The sequence below is a fragment of the Bauldia litoralis genome (assembly GCF_900104485.1).
In the GTDB taxonomy this organism is placed as follows: Bacteria; Pseudomonadota; Alphaproteobacteria; order Rhizobiales; family Kaistiaceae; genus Bauldia; species Bauldia litoralis.
Window position 1 is genome coordinate 177,326 of the sequence record NZ_FMXQ01000001.1, and the last position, 17,091, is coordinate 194,416.

At 66.9% G+C, this 17,091-nt stretch carries 14 protein-coding genes; 3 read left to right on the forward strand and 11 right to left on the reverse strand.

The window, feature by feature from the left end; all coding sequences use genetic code 11:
* Nucleotides 1-45 precede the first annotated feature (45 nt).
* Entirely contained in the window at nt 46-3,504 is a 3,459-nt protein-coding gene (locus BLT60_RS00895) for an indolepyruvate ferredoxin oxidoreductase family protein (RefSeq protein ID WP_090874332.1), read from the reverse strand.
* A 104-nt stretch (nt 3,505-3,608) separates the two neighbouring features.
* Entirely contained in the window at nt 3,609-3,797 is a 189-nt protein-coding gene (locus BLT60_RS00900) for a DUF3008 family protein (protein WP_090874333.1), read from the reverse strand.
* Nucleotides 3,798-3,949: 152 nt separating this feature from the next.
* Here BLT60_RS00900 and BLT60_RS00905 point away from each other — a divergent pair, with 152 nt between their 5' ends.
* Nucleotides 3,950-4,558 (forward strand): TRAP transporter small permease subunit, encoded by a 609-nt coding sequence (locus BLT60_RS00905; RefSeq protein ID WP_090874334.1) that lies wholly within the window; start codon nt 3,950-3,952, stop codon nt 4,556-4,558.
* Nucleotides 4,555-6,333 carry a TRAP transporter large permease gene (locus tag BLT60_RS00910; RefSeq protein ID WP_090874335.1) on the forward strand — a complete coding sequence of 593 codons (1,779 nt, stop codon included), beginning with the start codon at nt 4,555-4,557 and terminating at the stop codon, nt 6,331-6,333. Before BLT60_RS00905 ends, BLT60_RS00910 begins: the two co-directional genes overlap by 4 nt.
* Nucleotides 6,334-6,348: 15 nt before the next feature.
* Here the strand turns inward: BLT60_RS00910 and BLT60_RS00915 are convergent, their stop codons facing one another.
* Both BLT60_RS00915 and BLT60_RS00920 read right to left on the reverse strand, forming a co-directional pair.
* A complete protein-coding gene (locus tag BLT60_RS00915; protein ID WP_090874897.1) occupies nt 6,349-6,852 on the reverse strand; it encodes a GNAT family N-acetyltransferase in 504 nt (167 codons plus the stop codon).
* Nucleotides 6,853-6,942: 90 nt separating this feature from the next.
* Nucleotides 6,943-8,052 carry a TRAP transporter substrate-binding protein gene (locus BLT60_RS00920; protein WP_090874336.1) on the reverse strand — a complete coding sequence of 370 codons (1,110 nt, stop codon included), beginning with the start codon at nt 8,050-8,052 and terminating at the stop codon, nt 6,943-6,945.
* 109 nt (nt 8,053-8,161) lie between these two features.
* On the opposite strand from BLT60_RS00920, the gene BLT60_RS00925 reads away from it, so the two are divergent.
* A complete protein-coding gene (locus BLT60_RS00925) occupies nt 8,162-8,947 on the forward strand; it encodes a gamma-glutamyl-gamma-aminobutyrate hydrolase family protein (RefSeq protein WP_090874337.1) in 786 nt (261 codons plus the stop codon).
* Here BLT60_RS00925 and BLT60_RS00930 read toward each other — a convergent pair whose 3' ends face one another.
* The 7 genes from BLT60_RS00930 to BLT60_RS00960 form a co-directional block, all read right to left on the reverse strand.
* A complete protein-coding gene (locus BLT60_RS00930) occupies nt 8,948-9,961 on the reverse strand; it encodes a nickel/cobalt transporter (RefSeq protein WP_175478231.1) in 1,014 nt (337 codons plus the stop codon).
* On the reverse strand, nt 9,958-10,608 hold the full coding sequence (locus tag BLT60_RS00935) for a DUF1007 family protein (protein WP_090874339.1): 651 nt from the start codon (nt 10,606-10,608) through the stop codon (nt 9,958-9,960). Before BLT60_RS00935 ends, BLT60_RS00930 begins: the two co-directional genes overlap by 4 nt.
* 78 nt (nt 10,609-10,686) lie before the next feature.
* On the reverse strand, nt 10,687-12,054 hold the full coding sequence (locus BLT60_RS00940; RefSeq protein ID WP_090874340.1) for a TRAFs-binding domain-containing protein: 1,368 nt from the start codon (nt 12,052-12,054) through the stop codon (nt 10,687-10,689).
* 23 nt (nt 12,055-12,077) lie between these two features.
* Nucleotides 12,078-13,265: an amidase gene (locus tag BLT60_RS00945; protein ID WP_090874341.1), complete on the reverse strand. Its 1,188-nt coding sequence runs from the start codon at nt 13,263-13,265 to the stop codon at nt 12,078-12,080.
* Nucleotides 13,266-13,288: 23 nt separating this feature from the next.
* Nucleotides 13,289-14,878: a gamma-glutamyltransferase family protein gene (locus tag BLT60_RS00950; protein WP_090874342.1), complete on the reverse strand. Its 1,590-nt coding sequence runs from the start codon at nt 14,876-14,878 to the stop codon at nt 13,289-13,291.
* A 10-nt stretch (nt 14,879-14,888) separates the two neighbouring features.
* Nucleotides 14,889-15,761: an NAD-dependent epimerase/dehydratase family protein gene (locus BLT60_RS00955; RefSeq protein WP_090874343.1), complete on the reverse strand. Its 873-nt coding sequence runs from the start codon at nt 15,759-15,761 to the stop codon at nt 14,889-14,891.
* 97 nt (nt 15,762-15,858) lie between these two features.
* Entirely contained in the window at nt 15,859-17,055 is a 1,197-nt protein-coding gene (locus BLT60_RS00960) for an AI-2E family transporter (protein ID WP_090874344.1), read from the reverse strand.
* Nucleotides 17,056-17,091 lie beyond the last annotated feature (36 nt).

Consider the following 17,091-nt stretch of genomic DNA (forward strand, 5'->3'; position numbering starts at 1 on the left):
TCCCCGCCTGTCGTGCTCCTCGCCGCGACCGGCGGCCACCAACCCTCATTCCGCCGCCTCAGCCACTGGCGCGCGACCGGCGACAAAAGCCGCCCGTCGCCGCGCCGCCTCGGGCGCGACCGTCGCGGCGGCTTCCTGCCGCACCGGGCCGTAGCCGCGGATCTTTTCGGGATACTGGGCCAGAGCCACCGCCGCGCCGTAGTTGCCGGGCGTGACCTGCCCGGCGATCAGCGCAAGCGTCTCGCGGTAGTCGGCCAGCAGTTGCCGTTCCAGCCGCCGGTCGGCGGAATAACGGAAGGGATCGAACGGCGTGCCGCGCAGGCGCCTGAAGCGCGCCAGCCACCGGAAGCCGGTCCGCATCCATGGGCCGAAGCTGGACTTCACCGGCCGTCCGGTCTCCGGATCGGTCTGCGCCAGCAGCGGCGGCGCCAGGTGGAATTCAAGCTTGTCCCACGACGCGAAGTCGCGGCGGAGCTGGCGCTCGAAGGACGTGTCGGTGAACAGCCGCGCCACCTCATACTCGTCCTTCATCGCCATCAGCTTGAAGAGATTGCGCGCGGCGGCGGCGGAGAGATCGTCCCGCCCCGGCGACGCCTTGCGCTCGGCCTGCCGGATCGCCCCGATCGCCTCGGCAAAGCGCTTGGCATAGGCTGCGTTCTGGTAGGCGGTGAGGAACTGGACGCGACGCTCGACGATGGCGTCGAGGCTTTGCCGGCCGGGTTCCGTCGGCCGCCCGCCAAGCCGGTCGGACGCCTCGGCGACCGCGACGGGGTCGATCGCCGCCCGGCGCCCCCAGGCCAGCGCCGCCTTGTTCATCGCCACGTCGACGCCGTTCAGTTCGATCGCCCGCTCGATCGATGCCGGCGACAGCGGGATCGCGCCGGACTGCAGCGCCAGCCCCAGCATGAACATGTTGGTGGCGATCGCGTCGCCGAGCAGCGCGGTGGCGGTGCGGGTCGCCTCGATCGTTCGCGTATTGCCCTCGCCCGCCCGCTCGGCGATCGACTGGAGCAGCCGGCGCGTCGGCAGCGTGAAGTCGGCGTCGTGGGTGAATTCCCCGGGATAGGTCTCGTGGCTGTTGACGAAGGCGCGGGTGCGGCCGGGGTTGATCGCCGCGAGCGACCGCGCCGAGCCGGCGACCACCATGTCGCAGGCGAGCAGCGTATCGGCGCCCCCGGCGGCGACCCGGATCGCGCTGATCCCGGCCGGCGTCGCGGCAATGCGGATATGGCTGGTCACCGGCCCGCCCTTCTGGGCAAGCCCCGCCATGTCGATCGCCCCGACGCCCTTGCCCTCGAGGTGCGCCGCCATCGCGATCAGCGCGCCGATGGTCACCACGCCGGTGCCGCCGACCCCGGTGACGAGGATCGCGTAATCGCCGTCAAGCGTCGGCAGGACCGGCTCCGGCAGGTCGAAGCCGGTCTCGGTGCTGCGCTCATGCGGCCGCGCGCCGTGGATGGTGACGAAGCTCGGGCAGAAGCCCTTGAGGCAGGACATGTCCTTGTTGCAGGAGGACTGGTCGATTGCCCGTTTGCGGCCGAACTCGGTTTCGAGCGGCGTGATCGCGACGCAGTTCGACTGGACGCCGCAGTCGCCGCACCCCTCGCAGACCAGCTCGTTGATCACCACCCGGCGGTCGGGATCGGCGAGCTTGCCGCGCTTGCGCCGCCGGCGCTTTTCGGCGGCGCAGGTCTGGTCGTAGATCAGAACCGACAGACCGTCGGTCGCCGCCAGTTCCTTCTGCGCCGTGTCGAGATCGTCGCGATGGAGGATGGTCGTGCCCGGCGGCCACATGCCGTTCACCGGGTAGCGCTCCGGCTCTTCCGAAACGATGATGATCCGCCCGGCACCCTCTGCCCGAACCTCGGCGGCAAGCCGGTCGACGCTCATTTCGCCGTCGACCTTCTGGCCACCGGTCAGCGCCACCGCGTCGTTGACATAGATGCGGTAGGTGATGTTGACGCCGGAAATCGCCGCGGCGCGGATCGCCAGGCTGCCCGAATGATTGTAGGTGCCGTCGCCGATATTCTGGAAGACATGGCGGCGGGTCGAGAACGGCGCCTCGCCGACCCAGTTGGCGCCCTCCGCGCCCATCTGGGTATAGCCCTCGGTCGACCGGTCCATCCGCTGGACCATGTAGTGGCAGCCGATCCCGGCATAGGCCCGCGACCCCTCCGGCACCACGGTCGAGGTGTTGTAGGGGCAGCCAGGGCAGAAGTAGAAACCGCGGCTGGCGATGTCGCGCCCTTCCGACAGGCGCGCCTCGGCCGCCTTGAGGCTGGCCAGCTTGCGGTCGACCTGCATGTCCTGGAATTTTTCCATGACCCGGTCGCCGATGGCGATGGCGATCTGGTTGGAATCGAGCGCTCCCTTCGACGGCAGCAGCCATTCGCCGGCCTCGTCGCGCTTGCCGACGACGACCGGCTGGTTTCGCGTCCCGTAGAGGATCTCCTTGACCTGGGCCTCGATCAGGCCGCGCTTCTCCTCGACGACGATGATCTTTTCCAGCCGCTGGCCGAAGTGGCGGATGGTGTTGGGTTCCAGCGGCCAGGTGCAGGCCAGCTTGAGCAGCTTGATGCCATGCGCCGCCGCCCGCGCCTCGTCGATGCCGAGGTCGTCCAGCGCCTGCCGGGTATCGAGGTAGCTCTTGCCGGCGGTGATGATCCCCAGTCGCGGCTCGCGTCCGCCGGAGAGCACCAGCCGGTCCGGCACGTTGACCCGCAGGAAGGCGAGCGCCGCGGCGATCTTGCTTTCATGCAGCCGCTCTTCCTGCGCCAGCGGCGGATCGCCCGGACGGATGCCCAGCCCCCCCGCCGGCATCCGGTAGGCGCCCGGAATGACCGTCGTCACCCGGTCGAGCGAGCCGTCGACGGTCGCGGTCGACTCGACCGTGTCCTTGACGCATTTCAGCCCGACCCACAGGCCGGTGAACCGCGACATGGCGATGCCGAACAACCCGTAGTCGAGAATTTCCTGCACACCCGCCGGCGACAGGATCGGGATCATCGCATCGACGAAGGCGTATTCGGATTGGTGGGCGGTGGTCGATGATTCACAGGTATGGTCGTCGCCCATCAGCGCCAGCACCCCGCCCCAGGGTGACACACCGGCCAGATTCGCGTGTTTCAGGGCGTCTCCGGAGCGATCCACACCCGGTCCCTTGCCGTACCAGATGCCGAAAACCCCGTCGAAACGGCCCTCCCCGCGCATCTCCGCCTGCTGCGTCCCCCACAGCGCAGTCGCCGCCAGATCCTCGTTGACGGCCGGCTGGAAGACGATGTCGGTCGGCGCTAACACATTGGCAGCGCGGGCAAATTGCTGGTCGAGCCCACCCAGCGGCGAACCCCGGTAGCCGGTCACATAACCCGCGGTATTCTTCCCCATTCGCCGGTCGCGCGCCTGCTGCATCAGCGCCAGCCGCACGATCGCTTGAGTCCCGGTCAGAAGAATCCGGCTCCTGCCAAGATCGTATTTATCTCCAAGGGAAACGGCCGCGAGAGCCATCGATCCTCCGTCCGCCGGGCACCGGCGGAGCCATGATGACGGCCTTGGCGGAAAGGTTCAATCGCTGGTCTTCGATGGCGAAGTCCGGGCACGGCGGAAGGCGGTCAATCGTCGTCGACGTGCTCCGGCTTGCCCTTCCGTTTCGTCTCGGCGAAGTCCTCCAGCTGAGCCTCGCTCATCGAGTCATACATCTCGCGCGACGCGCCCTGGAGGTCGCCAACCTTGGTGTCTCCTCGTTTCGCCGACAGCGCGGCTCCCGCCGCCTTCTGCTGGGCCTTGGATTTCGCAGGCATCCCTGTTCTCCTCGTTCACGGCCGGTTGCCATTCGATAATGCCCGGCCGGCGCTGCCGGTTCCTCACCGCCACGGACGCTTGCCAAGCGCCTGTAACCAGCGCAGGCTCTGGCAAAAGTTGGCGGCGAAAAACGCCCCGGGGGAAGTACTGAATGGGAGTCCTGCTGGCGATCAGCCGCACGATCGACGCGATCACGACCTTTGTTGGCCGCTCGGTGTCCTGGCTGATCCTCGTCGCCGTTCTGGTCAGCGCCGGCAACGCCGCGATCCGCAAGGCCTTCGACATGTCGTCGAACGCCTTCCTCGAACTGCAATGGTACCTGTTCGGCGCGGTTTTCATGCTGGCCGCCGCCTACACGCTGCTCCGCAACGAGCACATCCGCATCGATGTCGTCTCGGCGACCTTCTCGAAGCGGACGCGCGACTGGATCGACCTCGTCTGCCACGTCCTCTTCCTGTCGCCATTCGTCTTCCTGATGGCGTATCTCTCGCTGCCCTTCTTCCTGCTCTCCTTCCGGTCCGGGGAGAATTCGCCCAATGCCAGCGGCCTGATCCTCTGGCCTGCCAAGTTCCTGGTGCTTGCCGGGTTCGTGCTGCTCTGCGCCCAGGCCATTTCGGAGATCATCAAGCGGAGCCTGATCCTTGCCGGGCGGATGCCCGACGACACGCCGTCGCACGCGTTGCCAGTGCCGATCGTCGAGATGGAAGACCCCGAGACCATGCGGCGCCTGCCCGGCCGTGACGAGCGGCCCGGCGCATGATCGATCTCATCGCCCACAACCTCGCGCCGATCATGTTCATCTCCGTGATGGCGATGCTGCTCCTCGGCTATCCGGTCGCCTTCACCCTCGCCGCAGGCGGCCTGATCTTCTTCGTAGTCGGCGTCGAACTGGCTGAACTCGCGCCGGACCAGATCACCCTGTTCTGGCCGCTCCTCCAGGCCAATCCCGAGCGCGTCTTCGGGGTCATGAGCAACGACACCCTGCTCGCCATTCCCTTCTTCACCTTCATGGGGATCATCCTCGAACGGTCGCGCATGGCCGAGGATCTCCTCGACACCATCGGCCAGCTCTTCGGCTCCGTCCGCGGCGGACTGGCCTATGCGGCGATCCTGGTCGGCGCGCTCCTTGCCGCCACCACCGGCGTCGTCGCCGCCTCGGTGATCGCCATGGGCCTGATCTCCCTGCCGATCATGATGCGCTACGGCTACAACAGCCGCGTCGCCGCCGGCACCATCGCAGCCGCCGGCACGCTGGCCCAGGTGATCCCGCCATCGCTTGTGCTGATCGTCATGGCCGACCAGCTCGGCCGGTCGGTCGGCGACATGTATGTCGGCGCCGTCTATCCCGGCCTGCTGCTGGTGGCGCTCTACTGCGTCTACGTCTTCATCGTCACGATTCTGCGGCCTGGGGCAGCCCCGGCCCTGCCTAAGGAAGCGCGGACCCTCGGCGGCGGCGTCACGTCGGTGGTCGCAGCGCTACTCGTCGCGGTGGCGCTTTACACCATCGCCTATACCTTCGTCTTCTCCGACCTTCGCTACGAGGTCCGCCTCGTCTGGTCCGCGGTCATCGCGACACTGGCGGTCTACGGTTTCAGCCTCGCCAATCGCCATTTCGGCTTCGGCCTGCTCTCGAGGCTGGCCGAGCAGGTGATCATCGTGCTGATCCCGCCGCTGGCGTTGATCTTCCTGGTCCTCGGCACGATCTTTCTCGGCATCGCGACCCCGACCGAGGGCGGTGCGATGGGCGCCACCGGCGCGCTTGTCCTCGCCTTCGCCAAGCGGCGGCTCGACCTGTCGACCCTCAAACAGGCGCTCGACTCGACCACCAAACTCTCCGCCTTCGTCATGTTCATCCTGATCGGCGCGCGCGTCTTCGGGCTCACCTTCTACGGCGTCAACGGCAACATATGGGTCGAGGAACTGCTGCTCGCCCTGCCGGGCGGCGAATACGGCTTTCTCATCGCCGTCACCATCCTGGTCTTCATCCTCGGCTGCTTCCTCGATTTCTTCGAGATCGCCTTCATCCTCGTGCCGCTGCTGGCGCCGGTCGCCGACAAGCTCGGCATCGACCTCGTCTGGTTCGGCATCATTCTCGGGCTCAACCTCCAGGCCTCGTTCCTGACGCCGCCCTTCGGCTTCGCGCTGTTCTACCTGCGCTCGGTCGCGCCGCCGCGACCGTGGCTGGACGCCGTCTCGGGCCGAACGCTTCCGGGCATCAAGACGACCGAGATCTATCGCGGCGCCTTGCCCTTCATCGGGATCCAGATCCTGATGATCGCCATCGTCATCGCCTACCCGCCGATCGTCACCCACTACAAGGACGAAGCAACGACGGTCGATCCAGGCGATGTCGAGTTCGAACTGCCGCCGCTGGGCGGAAGCGGCGGCGGACTGGAGGGCCCGCCCGGCGGGCTGCAGTTGCCAGACCTTGGCATGCCGCCGCCGGGCCTTGGCCAACCACCCGACGAAGGTGACTCCGCGGAGCCCGCGGAGGCCCCGGCTTTCGACCTTTCACAGCCGCCGAGCTTCGACTGACGCTGTGTCGGCACGTCAATCCCCGTCGATGTCGAGCACCATGTAGCGCGCGTCCGCGCCATAACTCGCGAGCTTGCCCGGCGCGATGCGAGCGCTGGAGTCGTGAAATCCGAACGCCTGCCAATACGCTTCGCCGATCACCGAGACCAGCGACACCGACCGCAGGCCGGCCTGCCCGGCCCGGTCGACCAGCGCTTCGATCGCAGCCCGCGCTAGGCCACGACCCCGCAGGTCGGGCAGCAGCGAAATATCGTGCAGGTAGTAGGTGTCGGCGTCGGCCGGTATCGCCCCAAGTAGGCGGTTCAACGACGGCGGTTGGCCGAGCATCCACGGGTGACTGAGGACGTAGCCCCCGGGCGCGCCATTGGCGGCGACCTGCACCCCTTGGGGGTGGAGCGCGAGTCGCTCGCCAAAGATGGCGGGATCCTCGGGGTAGTCGGGATGGACGATGTCCGCGATCCGGATCATCGCCGCGAGGTCGTCCGCTCCGGCCGGACGCCAATGGTAGTCCGTCGCCATGGCCGAAACCGTCATCCCCGCGACAGAGCGCCTGCCCGGAAGAGCCCCGGGACGGAAGCCCCGGAGCCGATCGTCAGGACATCCTGAGCCCTACAGCTTGTCCGCCCGCTGCTGCAGCATCATGAAGGTGTCGTAGGTGTATTCAGACAACTGAGCCCACAGGTAGGCGTCCTTCCGGAAGGCGACCTGATCGTCATAGATCTTCTTGAAGGTCGGGTTCACCGCGTTGATCTCGGCATAGGTTTCCTCCGCCGCGTCGAAGCAGGCTGAGAGGATCTCCTGGTTGAAGGGGCGAAGCTGGGCGCCTTCGGCGACCAGTTGCCGGAGCGCTCCCGGGTTCTTGTAGTCGTAGCTCGCCATCATGTCCGAGTTGGCCGCCTGCGCGGCCGCGGTCAGGATCGACTTGTAGGACTCCGGCAGTTCGTTCCACTTGTCGAGATTGACGAGCGCGTGGAGCACCGGACCGCCTTCCCACCAGCCGGGGTAATAGTAGTACTTGGCGACCTTGTAGAAGCCGAGCTTCAGGTCGTCATAGGGACCGACCCACTCGGTTGCATCGATGGTGCCTTTTTCGAGAGCGGGATAGATGTCGCCGCCGGCGATCTGCTGCGGCACGACGCCGAGCTTCTCGATGATCTTGCCGCCCATTCCGCCGATGCGCATCTTGAGGCCCTTGAGGTCTTCAAGGCCGTTGATCTCCTTGCGGAACCACCCGCCCATCTGGGCGCCGGTGTTGCCACAGGGCAGCCCGTAAAGCCCCTGGGTGGCGAAGAATTCGTTCATCAGGGTATTGCCGTTGCCGTAGTAGAACCAGGCGTTCTGCTGGCGGGCATTGAGGCCAAAGGGAATCGCGGTCCCCAGCGCATAGGTCGGGTCCTTGCCCCAGAAATAGTAGGTGGCGGTATGCGCCATCTCGACGGTACCGGCGGTCACGGCATCGGCCGCCTGCAGGCCGCCGACGATCTCGCCGCCCGCGAAGACCTGGATGGTAAAATTGCCGTCGGTCCCTTCGCTGACATACCTCGCCATGGTCTCCGCGGCGCCGAAGATCGTGTCGAGCGCCTTGGGGAATGACGATGTCAGTCGCCAGGTGATCTTTGGCTGGGATTGGGCAATGGCCGGCGCGGCAAGCGTCGAGGCGCCGACAGCGGCCGCCCCTGTTGCCATGCCCGCCTTCTTGATAAAGGAACGACGATCCATGATTTTGTTTCTCCTCCACGGTCGGTCCGGAAGCCAGCGTGCCCCGGCCGTAGGCAAGCAAGAGTAGGTTTTGCAAAATCTGTCAACTGACCGACACGGAGCGCCGAAGTTGCCGGACACCCCCCAAGCACCGCTCATCGGCGTCCCGGCCGACGTCAAGGAAATCGACGGCTATCGCTGGCACGCTGCGGCCGAGCCCTATCTCCGCGCCATCGTCAGCGGATTTGGCGGAGTGCCGCTGATCCTGCCGTCGATGGCCGACGCCATCGACCCGGGCAGCTTCCTCGACCGGATAGATGGGGTGTTGCTGACCGGCAGCCGCAGCAACGTCCATCCCGAACGCTACGGGCAGCAGGCCGACCCGGCCTCCGAGCCCTATGACCCGGCCCGCGACGCCGCCAGCTTCGGCCTGATCGCGGCGGCGCTGCGCAAGGGGGTTCCGCTCTTCGCCATCTGCCGCGGCATGCAGGAACTGAATGTCGCACTTGGCGGCACGCTGATCTCCGAACTTCAGGAACGGGAAGGACGGCACGATCATCGCGCGCCGGTCTCCGACATCCAGGCCGAGCGGTTCGCCATTCATCAGGATGTGGCGATCGCGGCCGATGGCCAACTGGCCGGCGTCCTCGGCCCCGGCACCATTCGCGTCAACTCGCTGCACCGGCAGGGGATCGGCGATCTCGCGCCGGGCCTCGCGGTCGAGGCGCTCGCGCCCGATGGCACGATCGAGGCGGTGCGGGTCGTCGGCGCGCCGGGCTTTGCCATCGGCGTCCAGTGGCATCCGGAATACTGGGTCAAAAGTGACGCGCCTTCGGCGAAACTCTTCGCGGCCTTTGGCGAAGCGGTCAGGGCGCATATGGCTGCCCGGACGTCGCCTGCGACCGCGGCGGAGTAGCTAGCTGGCGAATTGCGTCGACAGGGCGCCGCCGAGCAGCAGGAGCCCAAGCAGCAACACGAGCAGGGCGCCGAGAATCTCGACCCCGCGCAGCATCCAGCGCCCGGCGCCGCTCTCCGCTCCCGCCAGCCGCAGGGCAAGGCCCTTGGCCGATACGGCGAGCGTCGCCAGCGCCGCGACGGTGATCCCGGTGCCGAGCGCCATGACGAAGGTCGCGGCGACGCCGGCCATGAACAGGCCCTGGGACAGCGCGAAGACGAGGATGATGATCGCACCCGAGCAGGGCCGGATGCCGACGCTGAGCACCGCCGACCAGGCGCGCGCCAGCGGGTTGCGGTGCAGCGGCCTCGGCCCTGACTGAACGGCGGGGGCATGGGCATGCGCCTCGCCATGGCCGTGATGGTCGTGTCCATGGTCGTGGCCATGGTGGTGATGTCCGTCCCCGACTGGCCCGTGATGATGGTGGTGGTGATGGTGCCCGCCGCCAATGGTCTTCGACCACAAGAGCCAGGCGCCGACCGCGACGATCAGCGCATAGCTGCCGATTTCCAGCCAGTCGGTCGCCACCGTCATGGTTTGCGCCGTGACGTTGAGGATCGCCGCCGCGATCCCGACCACGACGACAGCCGTCACCGCCTGTACGAAAGCGGAGGCGAAGGCGATGATAACGCCGCGCCGGGCCGTTTCGCCCGACGCCACGACATAGGAGCTGATCACCACCTTGCCGTGCCCCGGCCCGGCGGCGTGGAAAATGCCGTAGAGGAAGCTCAGTCCCAGCAACGCCCAGACCGCGGCGCCGCTGTCCTTGAAGGCCGAAAGGGCCGCGGTCAGGCTCTGGTAGAATTCGCGTTGTCGCTGGGCGATCCAGAGGAAGACGGGACCGAGTGGACCGCCGAAGCTGCCACCGCCGGTATCCGGCGTCCCGACCCCGAAGGGAGATTGGGCGGCCGAAGCATCCAGCGCGAACAGGCAGACCGCCGCGACGGCGACCAGTGCCAGATGGCGTCGCTTCACTTGCAGGCGACCCTGATCAGGCTGGCGAGATCGGCTGCCGCGTCCTGCAACTCCGGCGGCAGGTCACGCTGGTCGGCCGGAAGGCTGCCGAGTATCGTCATCGTCTGCGCATCGATCTCGCCCGGCTGCTGGTAGGTGGCGTCGCATCCGGCCGGCGCATCGACCAGCCCGACCGGCGCGTCCGGGACGAAGTTGAAGGCGACGTAATATTCCGGGTCGAAGATCTCCAGCGTCGTGTCCGGGCCGACGGCGAGCGGCGCGCCGAGCGGCAGGGTGTAGAACAGCGTCAGCCGGCCATCGTAGAATTCGAGCCAGTATTCGTCCGGCGGCGAGAAGGTCGCCTCTTCCTTGCCTGCCGCGAGATAGGTGAAGAAGCCGAATTCCTGCAGGGATTCGACATTGACCTTGGCGAGCGGCGCGAGTTCCTCGTCGGTCAATGTGCCGTCGCCGTCCCCGTCCAGGCCCTGGATCGCGAAGGCAGTGAACGCCTCGTCGAATTGCCAGATGTTGCGGATCGCAGCCATCTTGCCGTCAACGTTGAAAACAATCTCCGCCCGCGCGTCGACGATGATGTGCGGATGCGCGGTCGCGCCCGCTCCGCTGGCGACGAGGATCGCTATGGCAATGGCGCTGTTTGCAAATCGCATCCGGATACTCCCCCTTCCTTCAGGCCAAGACACTGCGGCAGCATGGAGGCAGCCTGTCCTTTTTCCGCCTGACGAATGTCATTTCGCCATCATCCGGGCTTCGGCATCGGCAAGCGCCTCCTCGAGTTCGGCAAGCCACGCCACGTCTTCGCCCCTTGTCTCCCGCGCCTCGCGAATGAGCCGCAGGTTGCGCGCCGTGGTCGCTGGCTCCCACGGTTCCCGCACCAGCGCCAGCGCCGTCGCCGCGGCCTCCTCCGCCGCTTCCTCGTCCCGGGCGAGCACCGCCAGCTCGAGCAGCGTCGCGTGATCCCAATAGTCGCCGGCACTGCCGCCGTCGCGCGTGGCGCGCTGGTTTGCCGCGTAGCGCACCACCGGCAGGAGCGCCTCCAGCCCGGGATCGGGCTTGTCCTGGATCTCCATCAGGGTGACGACGTTGATGCCCGGATAGGGATCGCGCCAGTCGGCCTCGAAGCCGGCGCGATAGGTCTCGATGGCGCGTTTCAGATAGCCACGTGCCGGGATCCGCTGACCATCCGCCTTCGCCTTTTCCCACAGGTCCTTGTAGACCCGCCCGAGCAGCCCGTTGGTCTCGCTGTTCGGGCCGAATTCCCGGATCACCTCGACGAGCACCTTCTCCGCCTCGTCCGATCGCCCGAGGCGATTGAGCGCAAAGCCGAGTTGCTCGCGCACCATGCGGGCATGCTGCAACTCCTTCGGCATGCGGGCATGGAGCGCGACCATCTCCTGGCAGCCCTCCGCCGTGCCGACGGCGCGGAAGGAAAGCAGCATGTCGACGATGATCCCTGCCTCGACGTTGCGAAGCTCGGCCAGCCGCGGGTCGGCGGCGACGGCCCGCACCGCATCCACACCCTGCCTGCGCGCGACCTCCAGCGCATCGCGGTATTCCCTGGCGATGGCGACGCGGTCGCGAAAGATGTCGGTCTTCGCGTGGTCGACCTCGATGCGTGGCATGCCGTCGATCATCTGGAACAGCGGGCTGTCGTCGTGGGTGTTTTCGTTGGCGGTGCGGAGCCGCTGGGCGATCATCGCGCTGTCGCCCTCGCCGTCGACGACACCGCCATTCGCATCGAGCCGGTAAGGCGCGCCGCGCTGCTGAGCGATGTCGAAGGGCAGCGTCGTGTTCTCGGCGAAGATGATCACCGTGCTGTGCGGCCGCAGCGCGTGCCGAATGCCGAGCTCGTAGTAGACGTTGGGGTTGGCGCCGGTGACATCGGCGATCGCGTATTCGCACAGCATCAGCCGCTCGAACATCGGCTTATGGATGGTCCCGCCGATCTCTTCCTGGTCGGCCCGGATCGGCTCCATTCCCGCCGCTTCGACGCCGGGCCTGATGATCTGGTTATAGACCGCGTCGAAGTCGATGATCCGCCCGGTTCCTTCCGGCTTTCGCCCGAATGGCATCAGCACGAAACAGAGCGGCTTCATAGCCTCACCCTCGGATTGGCGCCCTAGACGGCGTCCAGCAGTCGCCTTGCCAGCGCGATCAGCGCCCGGTCACGACCCGGCGGTCCGATCAGCGACAGCCCCAGCGGACACCCGTCGACAATCGCCATCGGCAGGGACAATTGTGGCACACCGGCGAGCCCCGCGGTGCACATCATCGACAGGGCCCGGGAGCGAAACGCCTCGAGCGCCGCGTCGTCCGACTTCAGCGGGGGAGCGATAGTCGGGAAAGTGGGCAGGACGATGAACCCGTCGTCACCGAGGATGCCGTGAATGCGCTCGCGAATGGATGCGCGGTTCGCGGCCGCCGCCTCGTAGTCTGATTGCGACACCCGGCTGCCGGCCTCGAACCGGCCGCGCACGGCGTCCATCAGCCTGGGCTTGCTGCCCTCGATCCACGGCCCGTGATGTCGCCACGCCTCGAACCCCTGGGTGGTGCGGAAGACCGCCTGCCACGCTTCGAGACCTTCGGGCGCCAGCGTCACCGACTCGCGACCGTCGGACAAGGCCGCCAGTTGCTCCACCACCGGGCGCAGGGCCGCCGCCGGCTCGTCGCCAAGCAGGCAGGCGAAGGCATCGTCGGCAACGATCATCCGCGACAGCGCCGGGCCCTCGGCATCGTCGCCAAGGAGAACGGCGCCGACCCGGTCATAGGTATCGATGTCGCGGGTGAACCAGCCGACCGTATCGAGGCTCTCGGCGAGCGGCATGGTGCCGCCGATCGCGATCCGGCCATAGGTCGGTCGCAGTCCGATGATGCCGCAGAAGGACGCCGGTCCGCGCACGGATCCGCCGGTATCGCTGCCCAGCGCGAAGTCGACGAGACCGGCGGCCACCGCGGCAGCCGAACCCGACGACGAACCGCCGGGTACCCGATCGGGAGCGGCCGGGTTGATCGGCGTCCCGTAATGCGTGTTGGTCCCATCGAGCGAGAAGGCCAGTTCCGCCGTATGCGTCTTGCCGACGAAGCGCGCCCCGGCGTCGAGCAGCGTCTGGACCACCGGCGCGTTCCGCTCTGCCGGCCCGCTCTCGGCCCGCTTGTCCGGATTGCCGCAACCGGTCGGATATCCGGCAACGTCGAAGATGTCCTTGACCGCGAAGGTCAGCCCGGAAAGCGGTCCGTCATCGGCGTTCGCCACCGGCGTGTCGGGATAGTCGACAAACGCTTTGACGGGATCGGCGGGGACGAGCATGGCGGAAGCCTATCGTTGGAGTATCACGCCGGGACGGCTTCGCCGTCGCAGCGTGGATCGGAAGCGCCGCTGAAACGACCGTCGGCGCGGCGGATGATCATACCGGCGTGACCCATCCCGTCGGAATAGGCTTCATCCAGGCGGTTCAACGTGTGGCCGGCGCGTTCCAGGGCGGAGAGGAGATCCGGGTCGAACCGGTTCTCGACCTCAATGCCGGACTGGCCCTCGCCCCATGTCCGCCCCCAGCGCCAGCGCGGCGCGGCGATCGCCTCGGCCGGCTCCATGCCGAAACGGGCATAGCGACTGAAGATCGCCGACTGGAACTGTGGCTGGCCATCGCCGCCCATTGACCCGTAAACCATGCTGCGGCCGTCCTTGAACCGCGCGAAGGCCGGGTTGAGCGTGTGAAACGGCTTGCGCCCCGGCATGAGCGGATTGTCCGAGCGGGGATCAAGCGAGAAGCTGATCCCACGATTCTGCCAGGTGATGCCGGTCTTCGGCAGCACGACGCCGGAGCCGAACTCCCAGTAGAGCGACTGGATGAAGGAGACGGCAAGCCCGTTGCCGTCGATCGCACCCATCCAGATCGTGTCGCCGTCGCCATTGCCCGCCGGCTGCGATGCCGCACGCTTCATGTCGATCCGTGCTGCCGTCTCGTCGAGCCAGCCGGCATCGAGATACCGGTCGATGTCGCCGGCATGATCTGGATCGCGGATTTCCCTGTCGCGCACGTCAAAGGCCTGCTTGGCGGCTTCGATCAGTCCGTGGACATGCTCGAAACTCTCGCCACGCTTGACGCCGAGCCGGTCGAACAGGGCGAGGATAATCAGCGACGCCAGCCCCTGTGTCGGCGGCGGCGTATTGAACAGCGTCGCGTCCGCCAGCGGAACCGACAGTGGCCGCCGCAACACGGCCTCCTGCCTGCGGAGATCGTCCCGCGTTACCGGTGCCTCGGCCGCTTCGAGATCGGCGGCGATCTCGGCGGCGATGTCCCCGCGATAGAAGTCGGCAAACCCGGCGCGCGACAATTGTTCCAGCGTGTCGGCGAGCCGCTCCTGCACGAAGAGCGAGCCGACTTCCGGCGGCTTGCCATCGATCAGGTAGTGATCGGCGAAACCCGGAACGGCCGTCATCTCGGAGCGGTCGTCGAGAATGCAGCGCACGAAGGACCGGGTGACCGCGCTGCCCTCCTTGGCTTGCTGGATGGCCGCCCCCAGAAGGTCGCGGCGCGGCATCCGCCCGCCGAGAGCCGCAGCGATCTCGGAGGCGAGGATCCAGCCGGAGACGGCACCCGCCACCGTCAACGCGGCGTCGGCGCCCCGCGACGGGATCGTGTCGTGACCCTTGCCGCTGTAGCGCTCGAGCGTCGCGAGCGACCCTGCCCGGCCGCAGGCGTCGATGACGCGCGGCGGCTTGCCTTGCTCGGCGATCAGGAAGAAGGCATCGCCGCCAATCCCGTTCATGTGCGGATAGACAACGGCGATGCTGGCGGCGGCGGCGATCATTGCCTCGACCGCGTTGCCCCCCGCCCTGAGCACATCCGCTCCGGCCTCGGCTGCCGCCCGATGCGGGGCGACAACCATCCCATTTTCGCCGACGGCGGTTTCCGACATTGGCGGGGGCTTACGACTTGACCAGATCGCGCCAGGCGTATTTCGGCTCATAGCCGAGCATGCGCCGCGCCTTCTCGATCGCGATCAGCGACTCGTTATCCTCGAGCGGCCGCTTGCGCTCGGTACCGGGGAAGACCTCGTCGAGCAGCGCGTCATTGGACTTGGTCATCACCGACTGGGCGTTGGCAATGCCGAAGACTTCCGCGCCCTTGATATCGGATTCCAGCGCCAGACGGATCGCCTGAGACCCGTCACGCGCATCGATATAGGTCCACAGGTTGAAGTGACGCGAACGGGGATCCTCGTCGAAGCCCGGAAAGTTCACATAGTCGCCCGGCTCCATGACATTGGAGAAGCGCAGGCCGATGATCTTCTGCTCCGGATCCCAGCGGCAGAATTGCTCCGCCATCTTCTCGCCCATCAGCTTCGATAGCGAATAGGCGGTCTCGGGATGTTCGATCCCCTCGTCGACCGGCGCATAGGCCGGACCGTTCGGATACGGAATGCCGAAGACTGTCTCGCTCGACGCCCAGACGACATTCTTGATGCCGAGCTGCCGCGCCGCCTCGAAGACGTTGTAGGTCGAAACCGTATTGGTCTGGAATGTGACGTGGTTCGTCGCCTGGCCGGGGGCTGCGATCGCCGCCAGGTGGACAACGCCGGTGACCTTCTCGACCCGCTCGTCGATCATCGACAAGGCCGCCATCGCCTGCCCGAAATCCGTCACGTCCGCCCTGCTGAAGGTGACATCGCCCGGCAGCGGCGGGTTGTGCTGGCCTGGCGGCGGCGCCAGGTCGACGGATGTTACGGTGTAGCCATGCTCCATCAGGTCCTTGACGCAGGCCCGACCAAGCTTGCCGCTTCCTCCAGTAACGACGATCATCGTGATACTCCGGCAGTTTGGGTGGGAAGACAGGCGGCGAACGCCGCTGCCGGTCAATACCGCATCAGCCGTGGAAATGAAAAGGCTGTTTGGTTTCTCAGGCCCTGTCGCGCCGGTCGCCGGCCACTGCCGGCCGTTCGCCCTCTGCCGAGGGCGCGGCGTCGACGGCCGCCGGAGCGGCGCCCGACAGGAACTCGCCGAAGTTGGCGAGTCTCGGCAGGTGGTCGCAAAATACCTTGATCACCACCAGCATCGGCACCGCGATCAGCACGCCGACGATGCCCCACAACCAGCCACAGAAGGCCAGCGCGATCAGGATGACGACGGCATTCAGTTCGAGGCGCCTGCCGAGGATCAGCGGCGTGATCACCGTACCCTCGGCGAGGTTGATGATCAGGTAGGCGACCGGCGGAAAGGCGGCCATGGTCAGGGTCGGGTAGGTGACGATCGCGGTCGCCGCGACAAGCGCAACCGCGACAAGCGCACCGAGATACGGGACGAAGTTGAGCGCCGCCGCCGCGATTCCCCACATCACCGGATTCGGCATGCCGAAAGCCGCCATCGCGAGCCCGATGATCACGCCGAAGCAGATGTTGATGACCGAGATCGTCAGCAGGTAACGCGAGACTTCGAACTCGACGTCGTGGACGATCCGCACCGATCGCTTCTTGTCATGGAGCGTCGGCAGGATGCGGACGACCTTTTGCAGGAAGAGATCGCCGGAGGCGAGAAGGAAGGCGGCGAGGACGAAGGTGGCGGCAAGCGTCGAGCCGATCCCCGACAGCGTATCCGCCGCCCAGGAGAGGATGCCCGGCTGGGCGATGACCACCTTGGCCGGCTTGTCCGGCGCGTCCGGACCATCGGCCATTTCCTCGACCTGCTTGCTCGCCTCGATCAGCGCCGAAACGGTGCCGCCGGAGTAGCTGAACTTCTCCCGCAGCGCGCTGATCGTCCGCGGCGCCTCCTCGATCAGCTGGGTAACAGGCCCTGCAAGCAGGACAGATGCCGCCAGGCTCATGCCGCCGATCATGACGATGATGAGGATGGCCGAGATCGCCTCGGGGATGCCGCGTCGCGCCAGACCGCGAACGGTCGGCATGAAGGTCAGCGCCAGCAGCAGTGCCAGGATGATGGGCAGGACCAGGGCACGGCCGAGATAGAGCGCCCCGCAGAGCAGGATCAGGAAGGTGCCGACGATCGAAAAGGTGATCAGCGGCGGAAAGCGCCTGACCGGAGCCGCAGCCACTGCCTCGGCGTCATTCCCGTCGCCCGGTCGCTCAACAATGCCGCCCATGGTCTGAATCTCTTAAAGCCGCGCGCGCCTGGTTAC